This window comes from Polaribacter aquimarinus, assembly GCF_003129485.1.
In the GTDB taxonomy this organism is placed as follows: Bacteria; Bacteroidota; Bacteroidia; order Flavobacteriales; family Flavobacteriaceae; genus Polaribacter; species Polaribacter aquimarinus.
The window spans coordinates 141,221-156,715 of record NZ_QFFG01000006.1 but is presented as its reverse complement, the minus strand read 5'-3'; the positions used below and the strand labels follow the sequence as shown (position 1 = coordinate 156,715).

The 15,495-nt window shown below is 28.2% G+C and carries 16 protein-coding genes and 2 tRNA genes; 10 read left to right on the top strand and 8 right to left on the bottom strand.

Annotation, left to right across the window (positions count from 1 at the left end; all coding sequences use genetic code 11):
- Positions 1-9: 9 nt before the first annotated feature.
- Complete coding sequence (locus DIS07_RS13200) at positions 10-390, top strand: RNA-binding S4 domain-containing protein (protein WP_109405727.1); 381 nt, start codon at positions 10-12, stop codon at positions 388-390.
- On the top strand, positions 387-890 hold the full coding sequence (locus tag DIS07_RS13195; RefSeq protein ID WP_109405726.1) for a phosphoribosyltransferase domain-containing protein: 504 nt from the start codon (positions 387-389) through the stop codon (positions 888-890). The genes DIS07_RS13200 and DIS07_RS13195 overlap by 4 nt, the downstream gene beginning before the upstream one ends.
- Here DIS07_RS13195 and DIS07_RS13190 read toward each other — a convergent pair.
- Entirely contained in the window at positions 882-1,400 is a 519-nt protein-coding gene (locus DIS07_RS13190) for a shikimate kinase (protein WP_109405725.1), read from the bottom strand. The two genes, DIS07_RS13195 and DIS07_RS13190, sit on opposite strands and share 9 nt — an antisense overlap.
- A 95-nt stretch (positions 1,401-1,495) precedes the next feature.
- Between DIS07_RS13190 and DIS07_RS13185 the strand changes: the two genes are divergently transcribed.
- From DIS07_RS13185 to DIS07_RS13170, 3 genes are all read left to right on the top strand, one after another.
- A tRNA-Lys gene (locus DIS07_RS13185) sits at positions 1,496-1,568 on the top strand.
- 46 nt (positions 1,569-1,614) lie between these two features.
- Positions 1,615-1,698: transfer RNA gene (locus DIS07_RS13180), tRNA-Leu, on the top strand.
- A 962-nt stretch (positions 1,699-2,660) separates the two neighbouring features.
- Positions 2,661-3,188, top strand: a complete 528-nt coding sequence (locus DIS07_RS13170) for a cysteine peptidase family C39 domain-containing protein (protein ID WP_109405723.1) — start codon at positions 2,661-2,663, stop codon at positions 3,186-3,188.
- On the opposite strand, the gene DIS07_RS13165 is transcribed toward DIS07_RS13170, so the two are convergent.
- From DIS07_RS13165 to DIS07_RS13155, 3 genes are read right to left on the bottom strand one after another with little or no spacing between them, the layout of a single operon-like run.
- Entirely contained in the window at positions 3,172-4,266 is a 1,095-nt protein-coding gene (locus tag DIS07_RS13165) for a hypothetical protein (RefSeq protein WP_109405722.1), read from the bottom strand. The genes DIS07_RS13170 and DIS07_RS13165 overlap by 17 nt on opposite strands.
- Positions 4,263-5,363 (bottom strand): FkbM family methyltransferase, encoded by a 1,101-nt coding sequence (locus DIS07_RS13160; RefSeq protein ID WP_109405721.1) that lies wholly within the window; start codon positions 5,361-5,363, stop codon positions 4,263-4,265. Before DIS07_RS13160 ends, DIS07_RS13165 begins: the two co-directional genes overlap by 4 nt.
- Positions 5,356-5,613, bottom strand: a complete 258-nt coding sequence (locus DIS07_RS13155) for a PqqD family protein (RefSeq protein WP_109405720.1) — start codon at positions 5,611-5,613, stop codon at positions 5,356-5,358. The genes DIS07_RS13160 and DIS07_RS13155 overlap by 8 nt, the downstream gene beginning before the upstream one ends.
- A gap of 40 nt (positions 5,614-5,653) precedes the next feature.
- Between DIS07_RS13155 and DIS07_RS13150 the strand changes: the two genes are divergently transcribed.
- The 3 genes from DIS07_RS13150 (at position 5,654) to DIS07_RS13140 (ending at position 9,939) form a co-directional block, all read left to right on the top strand.
- A complete protein-coding gene (locus DIS07_RS13150; protein ID WP_109405719.1) occupies positions 5,654-6,427 on the top strand; it encodes a TylF/MycF/NovP-related O-methyltransferase in 774 nt (257 codons plus the stop codon).
- Between the two features lies 1 nt (position 6,428).
- Complete coding sequence (locus tag DIS07_RS13145) at positions 6,429-7,172, top strand: glycosyltransferase family 2 protein (RefSeq protein WP_109405718.1); 744 nt, start codon at positions 6,429-6,431, stop codon at positions 7,170-7,172.
- A 340-nt stretch (positions 7,173-7,512) separates the two neighbouring features.
- Positions 7,513-9,939 carry an outer membrane beta-barrel protein gene (locus DIS07_RS13140; RefSeq protein ID WP_146190737.1) on the top strand — a complete coding sequence of 809 codons (2,427 nt, stop codon included), beginning with the start codon at positions 7,513-7,515 and terminating at the stop codon, positions 9,937-9,939.
- 26 nt (positions 9,940-9,965) lie between these two features.
- Here DIS07_RS13140 and DIS07_RS13135 read toward each other — a convergent pair whose 3' ends face one another.
- From DIS07_RS13135 to DIS07_RS13125, 3 genes are read right to left on the bottom strand one after another with little or no spacing between them, the layout of a single operon-like run.
- Positions 9,966-11,006: a 2OG-Fe(II) oxygenase gene (locus tag DIS07_RS13135; RefSeq protein ID WP_109405716.1), complete on the bottom strand. Its 1,041-nt coding sequence runs from the start codon at positions 11,004-11,006 to the stop codon at positions 9,966-9,968.
- A gap of 1 nt (position 11,007) precedes the next feature.
- A complete protein-coding gene (locus tag DIS07_RS13130; RefSeq protein ID WP_109405715.1) occupies positions 11,008-12,486 on the bottom strand; it encodes a hypothetical protein in 1,479 nt (492 codons plus the stop codon).
- A 32-nt stretch (positions 12,487-12,518) separates the two neighbouring features.
- Positions 12,519-13,520, bottom strand: a complete 1,002-nt coding sequence (locus DIS07_RS13125; protein ID WP_109405714.1) for a GlcNAc-transferase family protein — start codon at positions 13,518-13,520, stop codon at positions 12,519-12,521.
- Between the two features lie 249 nt (positions 13,521-13,769).
- Between DIS07_RS13125 and DIS07_RS13120 the strand changes: the two genes are divergently transcribed.
- Positions 13,770-14,573, top strand: coding sequence for a carboxypeptidase-like regulatory domain-containing protein (locus DIS07_RS13120; protein ID WP_109405713.1), 804 nt, complete (start codon positions 13,770-13,772; stop codon positions 14,571-14,573).
- Positions 14,574-14,637: 64 nt separating this feature from the next.
- Here the strand turns inward: DIS07_RS13120 and DIS07_RS15230 are convergent, their stop codons facing one another.
- A complete protein-coding gene (locus tag DIS07_RS15230; RefSeq protein WP_262503149.1) occupies positions 14,638-14,760 on the bottom strand; it encodes a hypothetical protein in 123 nt (40 codons plus the stop codon).
- A 148-nt stretch (positions 14,761-14,908) separates the two neighbouring features.
- On the opposite strand from DIS07_RS15230, the gene DIS07_RS13115 reads away from it, so the two are divergent.
- The gene (locus tag DIS07_RS13115) at positions 14,909-15,445 is read left to right on the top strand and encodes a DUF1572 family protein (RefSeq protein WP_235869149.1); all 537 of its coding nucleotides are present in this window, start codon (positions 14,909-14,911) and stop codon (positions 15,443-15,445) included.
- Positions 15,446-15,495 lie beyond the last annotated feature (50 nt).

Here is a 15,495-nt window from a genome sequence, read left to right as displayed (position 1 = left end):
ACTTTTTTTATGAGAATAGACAAATATCTTTGGTGTATTAGGCTTTTTAAAACTAGAAGTTTAGCTACAAATGCATGTAAAAAAGGGCAAGTAAAAATAGAAAACAACAATATAAAACCTTCTAAAGAAGTTTTTGGAAATGAATTAATTTTAGTTCGAAAAAATCAAATCAATTATAAAATAAAAGTTTTAGATTTACCATCTAGTAGAGTTGGTGCAAAATTAGTTGACTTATATAGAAAAGATATTACTCCAAAAGAAGAATTCGAAAGAACTGAGTTGCTAAAGTACTCTAAAGACTATTATAGAAAAAAAGGAACTGGGAGACCTACAAAAAAAGATAGAAGAGATATCGATAACTATCAAGACGATTCAATAGAAAATTTATGACAACATCAGCAAATATAATATTAGACACTACACAAGTTGAACAAAAAATAAAACGTATTTCTTATCAAATCTACGAAACTTTTAGTTCTGAAAATGAGGTTATTATTGCTGGAATCGTTGGTAATGGATATATTTTTGCTGAAAAAGTTGTAAACACTTTAAAAGAAATATCTAATTTAAATGTTGTTCTTTGTAAAGTAAACATTAACAAGAAAAAACCTTTGGAAGCAATTACAACTTCATTAGAAATAGAAGCCTACAAAAATAAATCTTTAGTGCTAGTTGATGATGTTTTGAATTCCGGTACTACCTTAATATATGGTGTAAAACATTTTTTAAATGTTCCTTTAAAGAAGTTTAAAACTGCTGTTTTAGTGAATAGAAACCATAAAAAATATCCAGTTAAAGCAGATTTTAAAGGGATATCTCTTTCAACATCAATTAAAGAACATATTCAAGTTGAATTTTCTAAAGATTCTGCAGTAGCATACCTAGTTTAATAAAATTTCTAGTTCTTTAGCTACTTCTTTTTTTGATTTTTTGTCAATTTTAACTATCAATTTAGCTTGTTCGTAAAAAGGTCTTCTTTCGAATAAATGTTTTGCCACAAATTCAGGTATTTTATCATCTTTTAAAGAAGCAATTAAAGGGCGTTTACTCTTTTTTCTTATCAACCTTTCGATCATTGTGGAAGTACTTCCATCAAGATAGATGGAAAATACATCATCAGTATTATTAATTACTTCCATATTATTCGCATAACATGGAGTTCCTCCTCCTAAAGCTAGGATAAAGTTATCTTTTTTAGAAATAATTTTTTTTAAATATTTATTCTCAATTCTTCTAAAATATACTTCTCCTTTTTCTTTAAAAATTTCATTGATAGACATGCATTCTTGTTCGATAATATAGTCATCTAAATCTAAGAACTTCATTGATAGTTTTTTAGAAAGTTTTTTTCCAATACTAGATTTACCGGAAGCCATATAGCCTAACAATACTATTTTCATTTAAATTTAATTTTTGCAAATATCTACAAAAAATTTTGACTTTAATAGATGAAATTTCAATGATTGATATTATATTTGCAAACCATTTAAAGAACGACCTGGTAGCTCAGTTGGTAGAGCATCTCCCTTTTAAGGAGAGGGTCCTGGGTTCGAGCCCCAGCCCGGTCACTAAAAGGTTAAGCAAAAGCTTAACCTTTTTATTTAATAAAGAAAAGCGCACGTGGCGGAATTGGTAGACGCGCTGCCTTGAGGGGGCAGTGAATGCAAGTTCGTGGAAGTTCGAATCTTCTCGTGCGCACTTTTGCAAACCTTCATAATATTCTTCAATTTAGTTTGTCTTAATCATGCAAATGCATCAAATTGTTATTATAAATATATTCATAATATACTTTTATAATGTGTTATTTGTTATAGAATTATAGTTTTACAATATTGTGATATTCTATTGTGTTATATATATGTTAATTTTTTTGTATATTGCAATCGGGATGATTAACTTAAAATCAGTTTATTATGAATAAAAAATTTATAACCGCTGCAGCTTTGGCAGCTACTCTTGCACTAGGTGCTCAAGGTAAGCATAACAAAAAAAAGGGACCTAAAAAAAAGGGAAATAAGAAAGTTAAAGTTATCCATAATGGTAGAGTAATTAAGGTGTCCAAAAGAGCGGTTCGAGCACATTTGGCTCATGGAGATGTTTTGTATACTGCTCCAGCACCACCGCCTGCACCAACGAGTGCACCAGCGCCACCGCCGACTACTAATCCATATCCGGCACCGCCGCCAGCACCAACAAGTGCACCAGCGCCACCGCCAACGACTAATCCATATCCGGCACCACCGCCTGCACCAACGAGTGCACCAGCGCCACCGCCAACGACTAATCCATATCCGGCACCACCGCCTGCACCAACGAGTGCACCAGCGCCACCGCCGACTACTAATCCATATCCGGCACCACCGCCTGCACCAACAAGTGCACCAGCGCCACCGCCAACGACTAATCCATATCCGGCACCACCGCCTGCGCCAACAAGTGCACCAGCGCCACCGCCAACGACTAATCCATATGGAGCACCACCACCAGCACCGACTAGTGCACCAAGTAGTCCATATAGTCCACCTGCGCCACCGAGTAATCCTTATTAATTAATAAGAGAAGTAAAAAGAAATTTATACTTTGTTTAAATCAATTAATAAATTATATATCTTAAAAAGTCTTGAGTAATATCAAGACTTTTTTTTAAAAGCTATTTTGAAATGAAAGAAATTGTTGTTCAAAAAAGTTGGAATGATAATCTAGCTGCTTCATTAGCTACTTTTTGTAAATATTACAATATAAAGATTAGTAAAAGTTCTATTTATAAATCCTTTAATGATTCTGAAAAAATGCAAGATTTTGTTAGAATACAGGATTTTGCAAATACTTATGCATTTGAATATTCTTCTGGTTTTTTTGATAAATCGAATTTTAAAAGTTTGGTTTTTCCAATCTTAGCTTTAGTAAAAGGATATAGAACTGTAATTATAATTGATTTTACAGACACTAACATTACCTATTTGGATTCACTAACAGGTAAAAACACTGAGTCTTTAGATGAATTTATTAGTTATGCTACAGGTCATTATTTTTATTTAAATCCAAATTCTTCTTATTTAAAAGAAGTGAATTTCGAAAAATTAACAAAATTAGAAAATGAGCTTGAATCAAAAAGAAATTGGGTATCTCCAAAAATTATTGAACTAACACCAGAAAGTTTAATGACTGATTTCAATATCCGAGTTTAATTTCAGACTCAATTATTGATACACTTTCTTTTATTGAATGAGTATATTTTGTTGAGTTTTTCATTTCCTCAATTTTTTTACGATAATAACCTTGTTTTTCAAAAATGTTTGATATAAATATATCAAGTTTTTGTTTTATGTATGTTGCATTATAATTTTGGTCGTGAATATTTCCAGATATGGTAATTGGAATAACCCCATATTGAATGCAGCTCCATAAGGTACCTACTCCACCTGCAAAAATTAAATGTGAAATGCTTTTGAAGTAATCATTAAAATTAACATACCCTAAAAATCTTAACTTATTTGGTGTTTTAATATTTTTTGAAAGGGTTTTCCATCTATCATTATTACCAAATATTAATATTTCTAAATTGCTAGGAAAAATACTAAGTATAGCATTTAATTTTTCACAAAACTCTTCTTGGTTATAATAACCATTACCTAATGAAATTCCTATATTTTTTTTATCATCTACTAAATAAGAATTTTCAGAAAACATGTTAATGTGGTGAACTCTATTATTTGATAAAGGATAAAAATCTCTGTCTACAAAACAAATATTTAAATATTTCGATTGACTCCATGCAGAAAGTCGAGTTTTAGGCCATTTTAAAAAAGAGGATAATTTAGCTGTTAATCCATTCTTATTGTGTACAGATAAATTAGGATCCAAAATAAAACCCTTGTGCTTTCGCCAATCTATCCCGTTTGTTCCCATACTAATATACTTTATGGAAAGAGAATTAAGTAAGGGGTCTGCCAACCCTAATATACGGTCTACAATTGCGAGATCAGGGTTAATACTTTTAACCTTTAACTCTAATAACTTAAGAAATTGAAAAAAGTATTCTGTAAATTGATAAGTTTCATGTTCTTCAACAGGGAGCATTAATTGATCGATATGATTAGTAACATGCGTTTTATAAGTTATATTTTCTAACAATTTGCATTGAGAAGTTGTTGAAATTATATGGACTTCATTATTTACATTTAACTGAGTGATATATTTGGTAAATCCATTACCTCCTAAATCTAAATGCCCTCTACCCGATGAAATTAAACAAAGTACTCTCATGATTGCAGTATTAATTTTCGCAATGCCACATATCTAAGATCATAAGGTGAATGTTCAATGATTTGGTTAATTCTATCTAATTTATATGATATTAAAGTGCTCTTCTTATTAAGTATTTGTAATAACTGATTTGAGATATCATAATATTCAGAGTTATTTTCACTCCATTTTAAGATATTATAAGCTTCAGATTCTTTATTCACGGCCATTAATAATAAAACCAGTAAGTTACTATCAGCCATGTAAAAATCATCTGTTTGATTTGCAAATATGCTTATCAAAAATTCATATCTATGGATGTTTTTAGTTAAAATTAAAGTTTTTAGCAATTGGCGAAAAAAACTTAATGCATTAGCTTTTTTATTATTTTTATTCGCTAAGTCAAATAAAAAAGGGTAACTGACATTAATTTGACTTATAGATTTAGGAATTGGTTTTGTAGAAAATAAAATATTATGTTCCTCTTGAAGCCAAATAAAATATCCATTATTTGTTAACTTTTCTATTATTTTTCTACCATCGGCTATAGTGGATTGGTGAATAAAACTTGTTGATTCAGGAAATATTTCACAACAAATAATAGTAGGTCTAAAGCTTTTAAAATCTATACTATTTATAATTTCCAAATCAAAACCTTCGGCATCTATAACTAACACATCAGGTACTTTAGTAACATAACCATTAACAAATTTATCCCACGTTAATGACTCCACACTTTCGTCTGAAAATTCCAATTCAGAAGAGTTTAATTTTGTATAATTACTTATATGTTCTTGGTGTGATGATTTTAGTGTTGAAGGTAAACCACCTTTATGCATGTTTACAATTTCATTTTTATCTGATATTGCAAAAGGCAATACATTTACGTTATTATCTTTATGTCTCTTTGCACACTTATCTCTGTATTCTTTAATTGGTTCTAAATAAATACCTCTCCAACCAATATCTGCAAGATGAGCAGTTTTGCTATTTGTTTCTCCATCAAAAGCACCTATTTCTATAAAACTTCCATTCGCATTTATTCCTAAAATTTCTTCATAGAATAAATCTAAATGAGTAAACTCTGTATATTTAGTAGTAGAATATATGTTACTCACGCTTAATTATTTTTTTTTCTTCCATAGAATAAATAAACTTCATTACCTCTTTCTGTATAATTAAATCGTTCCCATACAAATCAGATATAGAGGAACAAATTTCATTAACAGATTTTCCTTCATTTATTAAGGTAAATATTTCTTTACCATTTCCTTTAATTAAGTAATATTTATTCAATAAAGAGTCATAAATCATTAATTCATTAGAATATGGGCTAGAAATTATGTGCTGATTTATAAAAAACTTCATTTAAATTGTATATTAGACAAGTTAACCAAATATACTAATAATGATTGATTACCAAGAGGCGTACCTTAAGTTACTGAGAGAAAAGCTGACAGATTATAAATATGGTAATTTTTTGTATTGCGAACCAAAGAATATTCAAGATTTAAGAGCTGGAGACGAAGTTCTTTGTACTGTAAAAGAATACGATTCTTTAAAAAGATTTTATGGAAAAGATTGGCCAAACCAAGGTGAAACTATGATTGGATTGGTAAGACTTTTAAATCTTCATGAACTGGTTAAGGATATTGCTAAAAATAAAATTGAAGGAGATTTTTTTGAAGCAGGTGTTTGGAAAGGTGGTGCATCTATTTACTTAAATGCGCTTAATATAGCTTTCTGTGACGGTAAAAAAAATATATGGTTAGCAGATTCTTTTGAAGGCCTCCCTAAACCTACATTACCGCAAGATGTTGATTTTGATTTTACACAATATAATGAGTTATCTATTCCTTTAAAGCAGGTAATTCAAAATTTTAAAAACTATAATTTATTAACTAATAATGTGTTTTTTCTTAAAGGATGGTTTAAAGATACACTTCCAAATGCAACTGTTTCAAATATATCACTTTTAAGATTAGATGGCGATCTTTATGAATCTACCATGGATATTTTAAATAATTTATATGACAAAGTTGTTTCTGGAGGGTATATTGTAGTAGATGATTATGGATTGGAATGTTGTAAACTAGCAATCTCAGATTTTAGAAACAGCAGAGGAATTACAGAAGAGATAATTGAAATTGATTGGACAGGAGCTTATTGGATAAAAGATTAAAATGATTTATAATAAAAAAATTATAGTTGTTCTTCCTGCTTTTAATGCTGAAAAAACGCTTGAAAAAACATATAGCGAAATACCATTTGAAATTGTAGATGATGTAATATTAGTTGATGATTTTAGTACAGATAAAACGATAGAGGTTGGAAAAAAATTAGGAATTAAAACTATAATTCGGCATCAAAAAAACATAGGTTATGGAGGTAATCAAAAAACGTGTTACAACAAAGCTTTAGAATTGAATGCAGATATCATAATAATGTTACACCCAGATTATCAATACACACCTAAATTAATCACCTCGATGTGTTATTTGATAGCTAATGATGTTTATTCTATTGTTTTAGGTTCTCGTATCTTAGGTAAAGGTGCTCTTAAAGGTGGAATGCCTATTTATAAATATATTGCAAATCGATTTCTTACTTTATTCCAGAATATTTTAATGGGGCAAAAATTATCAGAATACCATACTGGTTATAGAGCTTACTCTTCAGCAGTTTTAAAAGATATTGATTTTAATAAAAACTCAGATGATTTTATATTTGATAACCAAGTATTAGCTCAAATTTGTTTTAGAAATTATGAAATTGCAGAAATTACTTGTCCAACTAAATACTTTAAAGAAGCCTCATCAATTAATTTAAAAAGAAGTACTATTTATGGATTGGGAGTACTCAAAACATCAATTCAATATTTCTTAGCTAAAAATTTAAATTTTTCTATCAGCATTTTTAAAAAATAAAATCTCAATACAGAATACTCTTTTGCAAGTCTTGATTAAACAATATAAAAACGATAAACGAATACCTTTTGTTAGCTTTAAAAATACTTCAAAGTTTTTTTTATTGGTTTTCATTTTTTTCTCCTTTTCAGTAAATTCTCAAACAAAAAAAGCAAGTAAAAATAGAGTTACTACTCAAAACATAATACGTATCAAATTTTTTGATTCTATCAAGAATAAAAATTTTTATGGTATACAGGTTCAACTAAAAAATTCGTCTAACCAAATAATTAGACAAGGCTTAACCGATAAAAATGGAGAGATTAACTTTTTGAATCTTCCTATTAATCACACTTTTATTTTGAATTATTCAGGATTAGGATATAAAAATAAAACGGTAATTAAAATAAAAACAGGAAAAAAAATACAATTTATCAAATTAGAAACTTACAATTATCAATTAGATGAAGTTATAATAAGATCTAAAAAAGAACGATTTACAGTTCATGGAGATACAATTTCTTACAATGCAAATCGCTACAAATCTGATACAGATGAAAATGTAGGAAATATTATTGAAAAACTACCAGGGGTATTACTTACAGACGGAAATTTGATGATTGAAGGAGACAAAGTTAATAACATCTTGCTGGATGGAAAAACGTATATAAAAGCTAATGTATCTGCAACATTAAATCAAATTCCATCAGACATAATTTATAGAATAGAAGTTATAGATAATGTTTCTCCAGATGATGCTGCTGTGCAATTAAAGACAATAAATATTGTTACAAAGCCTAAAGATGTGCTCACTTTTGGTAAAATTGTAACGAACTACGGATCAAATGAAAGAAATAGACTTGCAGGAAATTATTATTTTAAAACAAAACATAATAGACTAACCACAATTGCTGATGCAAATAATATTAATAAAGAGGATTTATTAGCCAATGATTTATCTGAATTGTTTGAAGGTACTAATTCGCTTTTAGCAAGTGGACTTAACTACCAATATGAATCGGATGATGAAAATACAGCACTTGAGTTTAATTTGATAAGTAATTCTTTAAAAAGAAACCAAAACCAACTTTATAAACAATATTTATTGGGTGCCATTGATGAGGGACCAATCTTAAACACAACAAATACTGTAAATATAAATGAATCTGTTTTTAGCTATGATTTATTATTTTCTAACGATTTTAATTCTAACTATTCTCTGATAATAGAATCAGTTGGCAACAATTTAACTTCATTAAACAATAATTTGTACACAGATCAGAGATTCTTAAAATCAGTTAATATTTATGATTTAAGCTCTACAACAAATTCAGAGCAAAAAACCTTGAATTTAGATAATTCCATAAATATTATAAAGAGGTTTAATAGAACAAGTGATAAGCTTATAAAAAACAGAGAAATTTCTTTGTTATACAGGTATAATCTTAGAGAAGACAGTACTATAGATAGCTTATCTTATAATTATAGTGATGTGCCATCATTAAATTTATGGCAAATACGAAACGCTTCAGTCCCAATTAAAACAAGTTCAGGAACTATAGGAGTTACCGAAAATTGGGGTGACAATTACATAGTTAACTATTCAATTTCTGCCAATAGAGTTACTGTTAATAATGAAATTTTAACCTCTAAATTTGATGATGAGAATTATACTTCAGGAGAGTTAGTTGCACCATTATCATCTATTAATGAAATAAAACAACAAAATCAAGAAGCATCAATTAAATTATATAGAAATAAAGGAAAAACACAAACAACAGTAGGTTTAGAATATAAAAATCTTACAATTTTCGGCGACTTAATTTATCCTTTTCAAGAAAAATTCAAGTCAAGCTACCCAGCAATTTTACCAATAGCATCTTTTGTTTTTAATAATAAAAATATGACAAGATTTAAAATTGCCTATAAGTCTCTTCAAGAAGCACCTCTTTTTAGACATTTGAACCCAATACTAGATAATATAATACCTTCAAGACCTTTTTTGGGACAACCAGATCTTGAACCTGAAATAAAACATGTTTTTGATATTGAATTTAAGCACCAAGGAGGTTACAATATTCAACATATTTTTAGATTTAATACCACTAAAACTAACAATTTTATAGGAGAAAATATTTATTTGCCAACAAAAGATTCTATTGTTAATGGATTTTCAATAAAACAAGGTACACAACTACTTAAACCATCAAATTTTAAACATCAAATAAGTTCAAATTTTTCTATGAATCATGAACGAAATACAGAAAAATTTAAATATGGTATAAATTATGGTTTTCGAAAAGATGTATTTCCAAGTAGACAAAATAATAGAAACGCAGAAACAAAAATAAAGAGATTTAATTCTGGTGTTTACTGGAACTATTATCCAAACAAAGTTTTGTCTTTTAATTTCAACTATTTTGCAAGTTACGCAGAAATAGAAAACTCATTAAGCCCAGAAAATAAACAGTCTGTAATAAATTGGAATAGTAGATTAAATATTAGATATTTATTATTTAACTCATTACTTTTAAATTTCGATGCCACCTCTTTTCAAGTAGATGCCAATAATTCACAAAATGTGAACAACAATATAAACTCCATTTTAAATTTCAATGCAAAATATGCATTATTAAAAAAACAGCGATTTAGTTTACTTTTTACTATGCACGATATACTAAATCAAAATAAAGACATTACCCAAAACCCGACAGCACTTTACTTTACTCAAGAGCAAAAAACAATGTTAGGCAGATATATACTTTTAGGGTTTTCTCTTGATATTTAAGTATTTTTTTTGTTTTGTAGTAATTTTTATTTCCAATTACTTTGATCTGTATTTCTTGCCCATAAATTACAAATATATTTTCTCCCATTCATAACAGGCAACCCACCGTGTGTCCCTAATGGGTCAATTTTCCCATTTTCATCTAAACTTTTCCAAGTAACTGCTCTTCCTTTTTTTGCTTTAATAATTTTATTTAAATATGGAAAAAAGGTTCCCCCTCCTTCATAATCATCATTTAAATACACTAATACTGTATCTGTTCTTTGCCCTTCTTTTAAAGCATCAGTATCGTAATCAGCAAAAGCATCTGAATGTGCATCATAAAGTTGCCCTTTTGTATAAGATGTTAATTGTATAGATTCGAAACGTTCTTTGTTTAAATTTATTAATTGTGCAGCTCTTTCTCTTATATCATCAAAAAAAGAATCTTTTTGAACTAAAAAAGCTGAAGAACTCGTTCTTATAGAACTGATTTCTGAACCATTACCTTCAGAAGCACTCACCTGGCTTCTTACATATAGAGACTCACCTTTTTCTTTTAAAAGATCACATTCTTCTGAGGTCAAAAAATGATCAATAATTTTAACTGAAAAATGATCACTTATCTTTTTTATTCTTTCGTTTTCTTCTTTAACATGTTTTTGATAATAAGCTTCTTTCTTGTAATTTCCAACTTCAACCAAAACAATGTGCCCCATTGATCTTTCAAAAAAAGAATCTATTGATTCTTGTATTAAACCTCTTACTCCATCAAAAAAATAAACTTCATCATTTTTTATTTTAATAACGAGAACAGTATGGTATTTATCCATTAATACAAATGCAGGCAAAAACTGATTATCTAGATGTTTTTTTACGAAGTTTAGTCCAATATGATCTATTCCCCATTCTGTACAAAATCTTGAAACTTCGCTAAAATTTGCCATCTTTTCGCCTCCAATATAATTTTCAAAAATGGTTTTTTTTGAAATTTCTAAATTCTCTAGTTTACAAAAAGTAGCTAAAGCGCTTGCAATATTTTCATTCCAATTGGTTTGATTAACCCATTTGTCTAATAATTTTTCCATCTTATTTTACTTTTAAAATTACTACCTCTTCGTTTATATAAACAGTATCTAATTTACTAACTTTTGCTTTTACAAAAGGTTCTAAGGTAGGAACCCATTTTTCTGTTTGTTTGTTTAAAATAATATATTTGGCATTATTTTTTATCATGTCGTTTTTAATTTCTTCACTACTCAAAACACAAGGATTATATGCGGGTCTTTCTGTAAAGAATGATAACACGCGAGGAAATGCCGTTACAAAAACTGCATCTTTAGGTGTATTGTTTTTTATAAATTGCCATCCCAAAGCTGTTTCATAAGTATATGGAGTCCAATTAATGGAATCGCTTACTTGCTTATTAAAACTGTTAATTCCGTTTACTTGAGAAAACACAAACCCACCAAAGATTACTAAAGTAATAATTTTCAACATTTTATTCTTAGGAAAAGAAGTTTTTAATCCTTTAAGCATTACATAAACGATTAATGGCATTATTGGTAAAGCGTAACGCATACCTTGTTGAAATGGAAAAGCAATTATAGAAACTAATTGAATTATAAGCACAAACACTATTAGTTTCTCTCTACCTACTAATTTTTTGAACCCATTAATTAAAAAATATAGAAATGCAAGAGCTCCAAGAAATCCAAACCATTTTGTTTGCCAATAAACAAAAAAGGAATAATAAATTTCGTTTAAATAATATTTAAAATTTAACAAACATTGGTCTAAACTATATTTTTCCTGATATATTTTTACATAGAACCCAAAACTATCTCCAGTGTTAAAAAATAATTTATTAAATGCTAAATTGATGAACAAACCAACTACAAAGATTCCAAAAAGCAACTTTATCTTTTTAGCTGCCAATTGCATAACCGAAGGACTTTTGGTGTGCATTAAGAGAGTAGATAATTCAAATAGAAAAGCGCTAAATATTAACTGGACTCCACCACCTTTCATAATCCAAGCGATACCATATAATACTCCTAATAACCACCATTTTTTTTCTCTTTTTTGGAAAATGTAAACTAAAATAAATAGAGATTGAAAAAGTAAATAAGAATATTCTGATAAAATGTTATTTCTAAACCAAATAACATAAGGGCTATACACAATAAAAAAGACACCAAGAATTGCTAAAAATTCACCCATTCTTTTTCGAAATGTAAAAAACCAAGTCATACCAAGTAAAAAGAGAATGAATGTTTGAAGCGTAATGAAAGCTGGAATATTTTCACCAAAAAAGGTATAAACACTTGCTAATAAAAGAGGAAAACCAATTGGATAAGCTTTACTTGATATTTCAAAACAGGCTTCATTAATAATAAATCCATTATCCAATTGTGGTATTCCGTTTACAATATTTCTTGCTTGATGTAAGTAAAAAGCCCAATCTGAACCCCAATCTGTTACCAATGCATTCGGAAAAAACATTGGAATAAAACATAAAACAACGGCAATTAATATCCAGAAACCTTTTTTATTTTTGATCAACATAAAATTTGATTTTATTTTTTAAGAATTAAGATTTACTTATTAATACTTTTATTCTTAAAATTTATCCCTAATTCACTTTGGAAATCTTCTAATGTTCTATCTTCTCCTAATTTAAATAAATCAATATTCTTTTTTGATTCATCATTACAATCTTCTTTAGTTATTATTTTAAGCTTGAGTTTAACTCTTTCATCAGAAAGCTGTGAAAGACGAATCCAATTACTGTCTGCATCCCAATGGAGCACTCTAGTATTATCTTCTTTTATATAATAATAATGCCAAATTAGACATTTTTTTGGAGCATAACTATTCCAATTTCTAGTATATGCTCTAGTAGTAATATCTATTTCTTCTCCAATAAAATAATGATAAGGATCATAGGGTATTTCTTTGCAAAAATTAGCGTAAGTAAAGAAAAAACCGGCAGAAATCCATTGATGTAATTTATGTTTTTCATATTCTAAATCAGAATTGATAATGTGACCTTTTAGTTTAGGGGAATGATTATCTTCAAAAGATATAGTTTTATTATAAATAATTGCGGGTATTAAATTAGTGTTATTTGGCTGATATGCTGGTGGATAACAAGATAAAATTGCTTTAGAATCTTCTGTCTCATGCAGTAATTCTACAAGTGATGCATCCCAATCTTGAGCAAAACGCATATGACTATCAATTTGAAGAAAATATTTTTCATTTAGAAGTTGTTGCTGGCAAAGAGCTCTTGCCCAACATACTCCCTTGCTTAGTGTTGCATTGACTTCTCCAAAATCTATACTAAATATTTTTAGTTTGGTTGTGTATGGATTAATATTAAAAGGATCTTCATTTGAAGTTTGCATTAAACAAAATGTTCTTATGCTTTCTGGATGTTTTGCTTTGGTATATAAATCAATTAAAGTAGATTCTAATTCCTCATCTCTAAATGATGCAATGGAAACAAATATTTTATATTTTTTACTAGGCTTACTAAAGCTATGAATTTTAATTTTATCATAGTTTAGTTGTTCAATAGGTATTTTACTTCTAAACATTAAGCTATTATTTAATCTGTTTAATATAATTAAAATTAGAATATAATATATGATTAAAACTAAAAAGGTAGTAAAATAGTATATGAAATAGAATTAATAAATTCTTAGATAAAAGTAATAAGTTATTGTAAATTAAATTGTATCTAAGGGTATATTTTATTTTTTATTAATGATATTTGAAGTTTATAATTCAGAATGGTTTCACAAAAAATTAACCTTTTTAAAAGCTTTTATTACTAATATTGTATCATGAAAAAACTATTATCACTTTTATGCATATTTATTTCAATAAACACTTTTTCTCAAAAAGATAGTATTCAAATTAATAAGTTAAAAGGTCAAATAGTACATGCTGATACAAAACGCCCTTTAAGTGCTGCCCATGTTTTAAACTTAAATACTGTAGAAGGAACCATAACAAATGATAAAGGCTTTTTTGAATTACCTACCAAAACAAATGATACTATATTGGTTTCGTATCTTGGTTTTGCTTCTATAAAACTAAAAATTACCAACGATTTATTAAAAGGTAATGAATTGTTAATCGCTTTATATGAAAAACCTGAAGAAATTAAGGAAGTGGTTATAAAATCTACTCAATTAATTGGAGTTTTAGAAGTTGATGTAAAATTAGTACCAAAAGATAAATTTACCAGGATAAAGATAAACGGACTTCCACAAACATACGAAATAGGTAAACCAAAAGGAAAAGACTTCTCCTCTCCTATTGCCGCTCTTTTTCAGCCTGTAGATTTTCTTTATAATCTTTTTGGAAAAAAACCTAAACAATTAAAGAAACTCCGAAAATTAAAAAAAGAAGACGATTTACGAAAAATGCTGGCTGGTAAATTTGATCGTGAAGTAATGATGGAGTATTTACAGATGGATAGACAAGAACTCACAGAACTTTTAACCGATTGTAACTATTCTGAGTATTTTATAAAAAAAGCTTCAGATCTTCAAATGATTGAAGCTATTTTAGATTGTTATGAAAACTATAAAGCCATTAAAAAAGGTAAAATAGATAGAGATAAAATTCCTGTAAAGAATTAAAATACAAAAAGGTCAGAAAAATATTTTCCGACCTTTTATCAACTATTAAAAACTAACTAAATAACTAAAATACTGTTGTAATGTATTTGTAGTTATACTTTCTTCTTGTATTCCAAGTCATTCTTTTAGATTGAATTATTTCGAATGAATTCTCTCTTTTTTGATTATTATTTTGATGTTTAGTCATGGTTGTTTTTATTTAATTTATATACATATGACGCCTACCTCTTAAGTTAGTTACAATAAAAAATCGGTTTAACAGAACTTTAAGAATGTATGTTAATTTGTTGCTAGCTCAAAAAATGATATCTTTAAATATGGAAATAAATTACTTAATGAATGTCAAAACACAATTCAAATATTATAAATCAGTTGGAGAAAAAACCTTTAAACAACTTGAAGAAAAAGAATTGTTTTGGCGGTTTAATGAAGCCTCTAACTCTGTAGCAATAATTGTTAACCATCTTTATGGAAATATGAATTCAAGGTGGACAAATTTTTTAACTTCTGATGGAGAGAAAGAATGGAGAAATAGAGATTTGGAATTTGAATCCGTCATAAAAAACAAAGAAGAACTTCTTGAAAAATGGAATGATGGTTGGCAATGTTTTTTTGAAGCACTAAACTCAATAAATGAAGAAAATTTTAATACAACTATTTATATTAGAAATCAGGAACACACGATAATTGAAGCAATTAATAGACAGTTAGCACATTATTCATATCACATTGGACAAATAGTGCAAATAGGCAAAATGATAAAAGGACGTGGATGGAAAAGTTTAACAATCCCTAAAGGAAAATCCATGGAATTTAATGCAAAAAAGTTTTCTAAGGGTAAACATGATGGTGATTTCTCTGATGATTTGTAGAAATGAAAAAATCCAGCAAAAGCTGGATTTTTTCATTTCTATTTAGATTC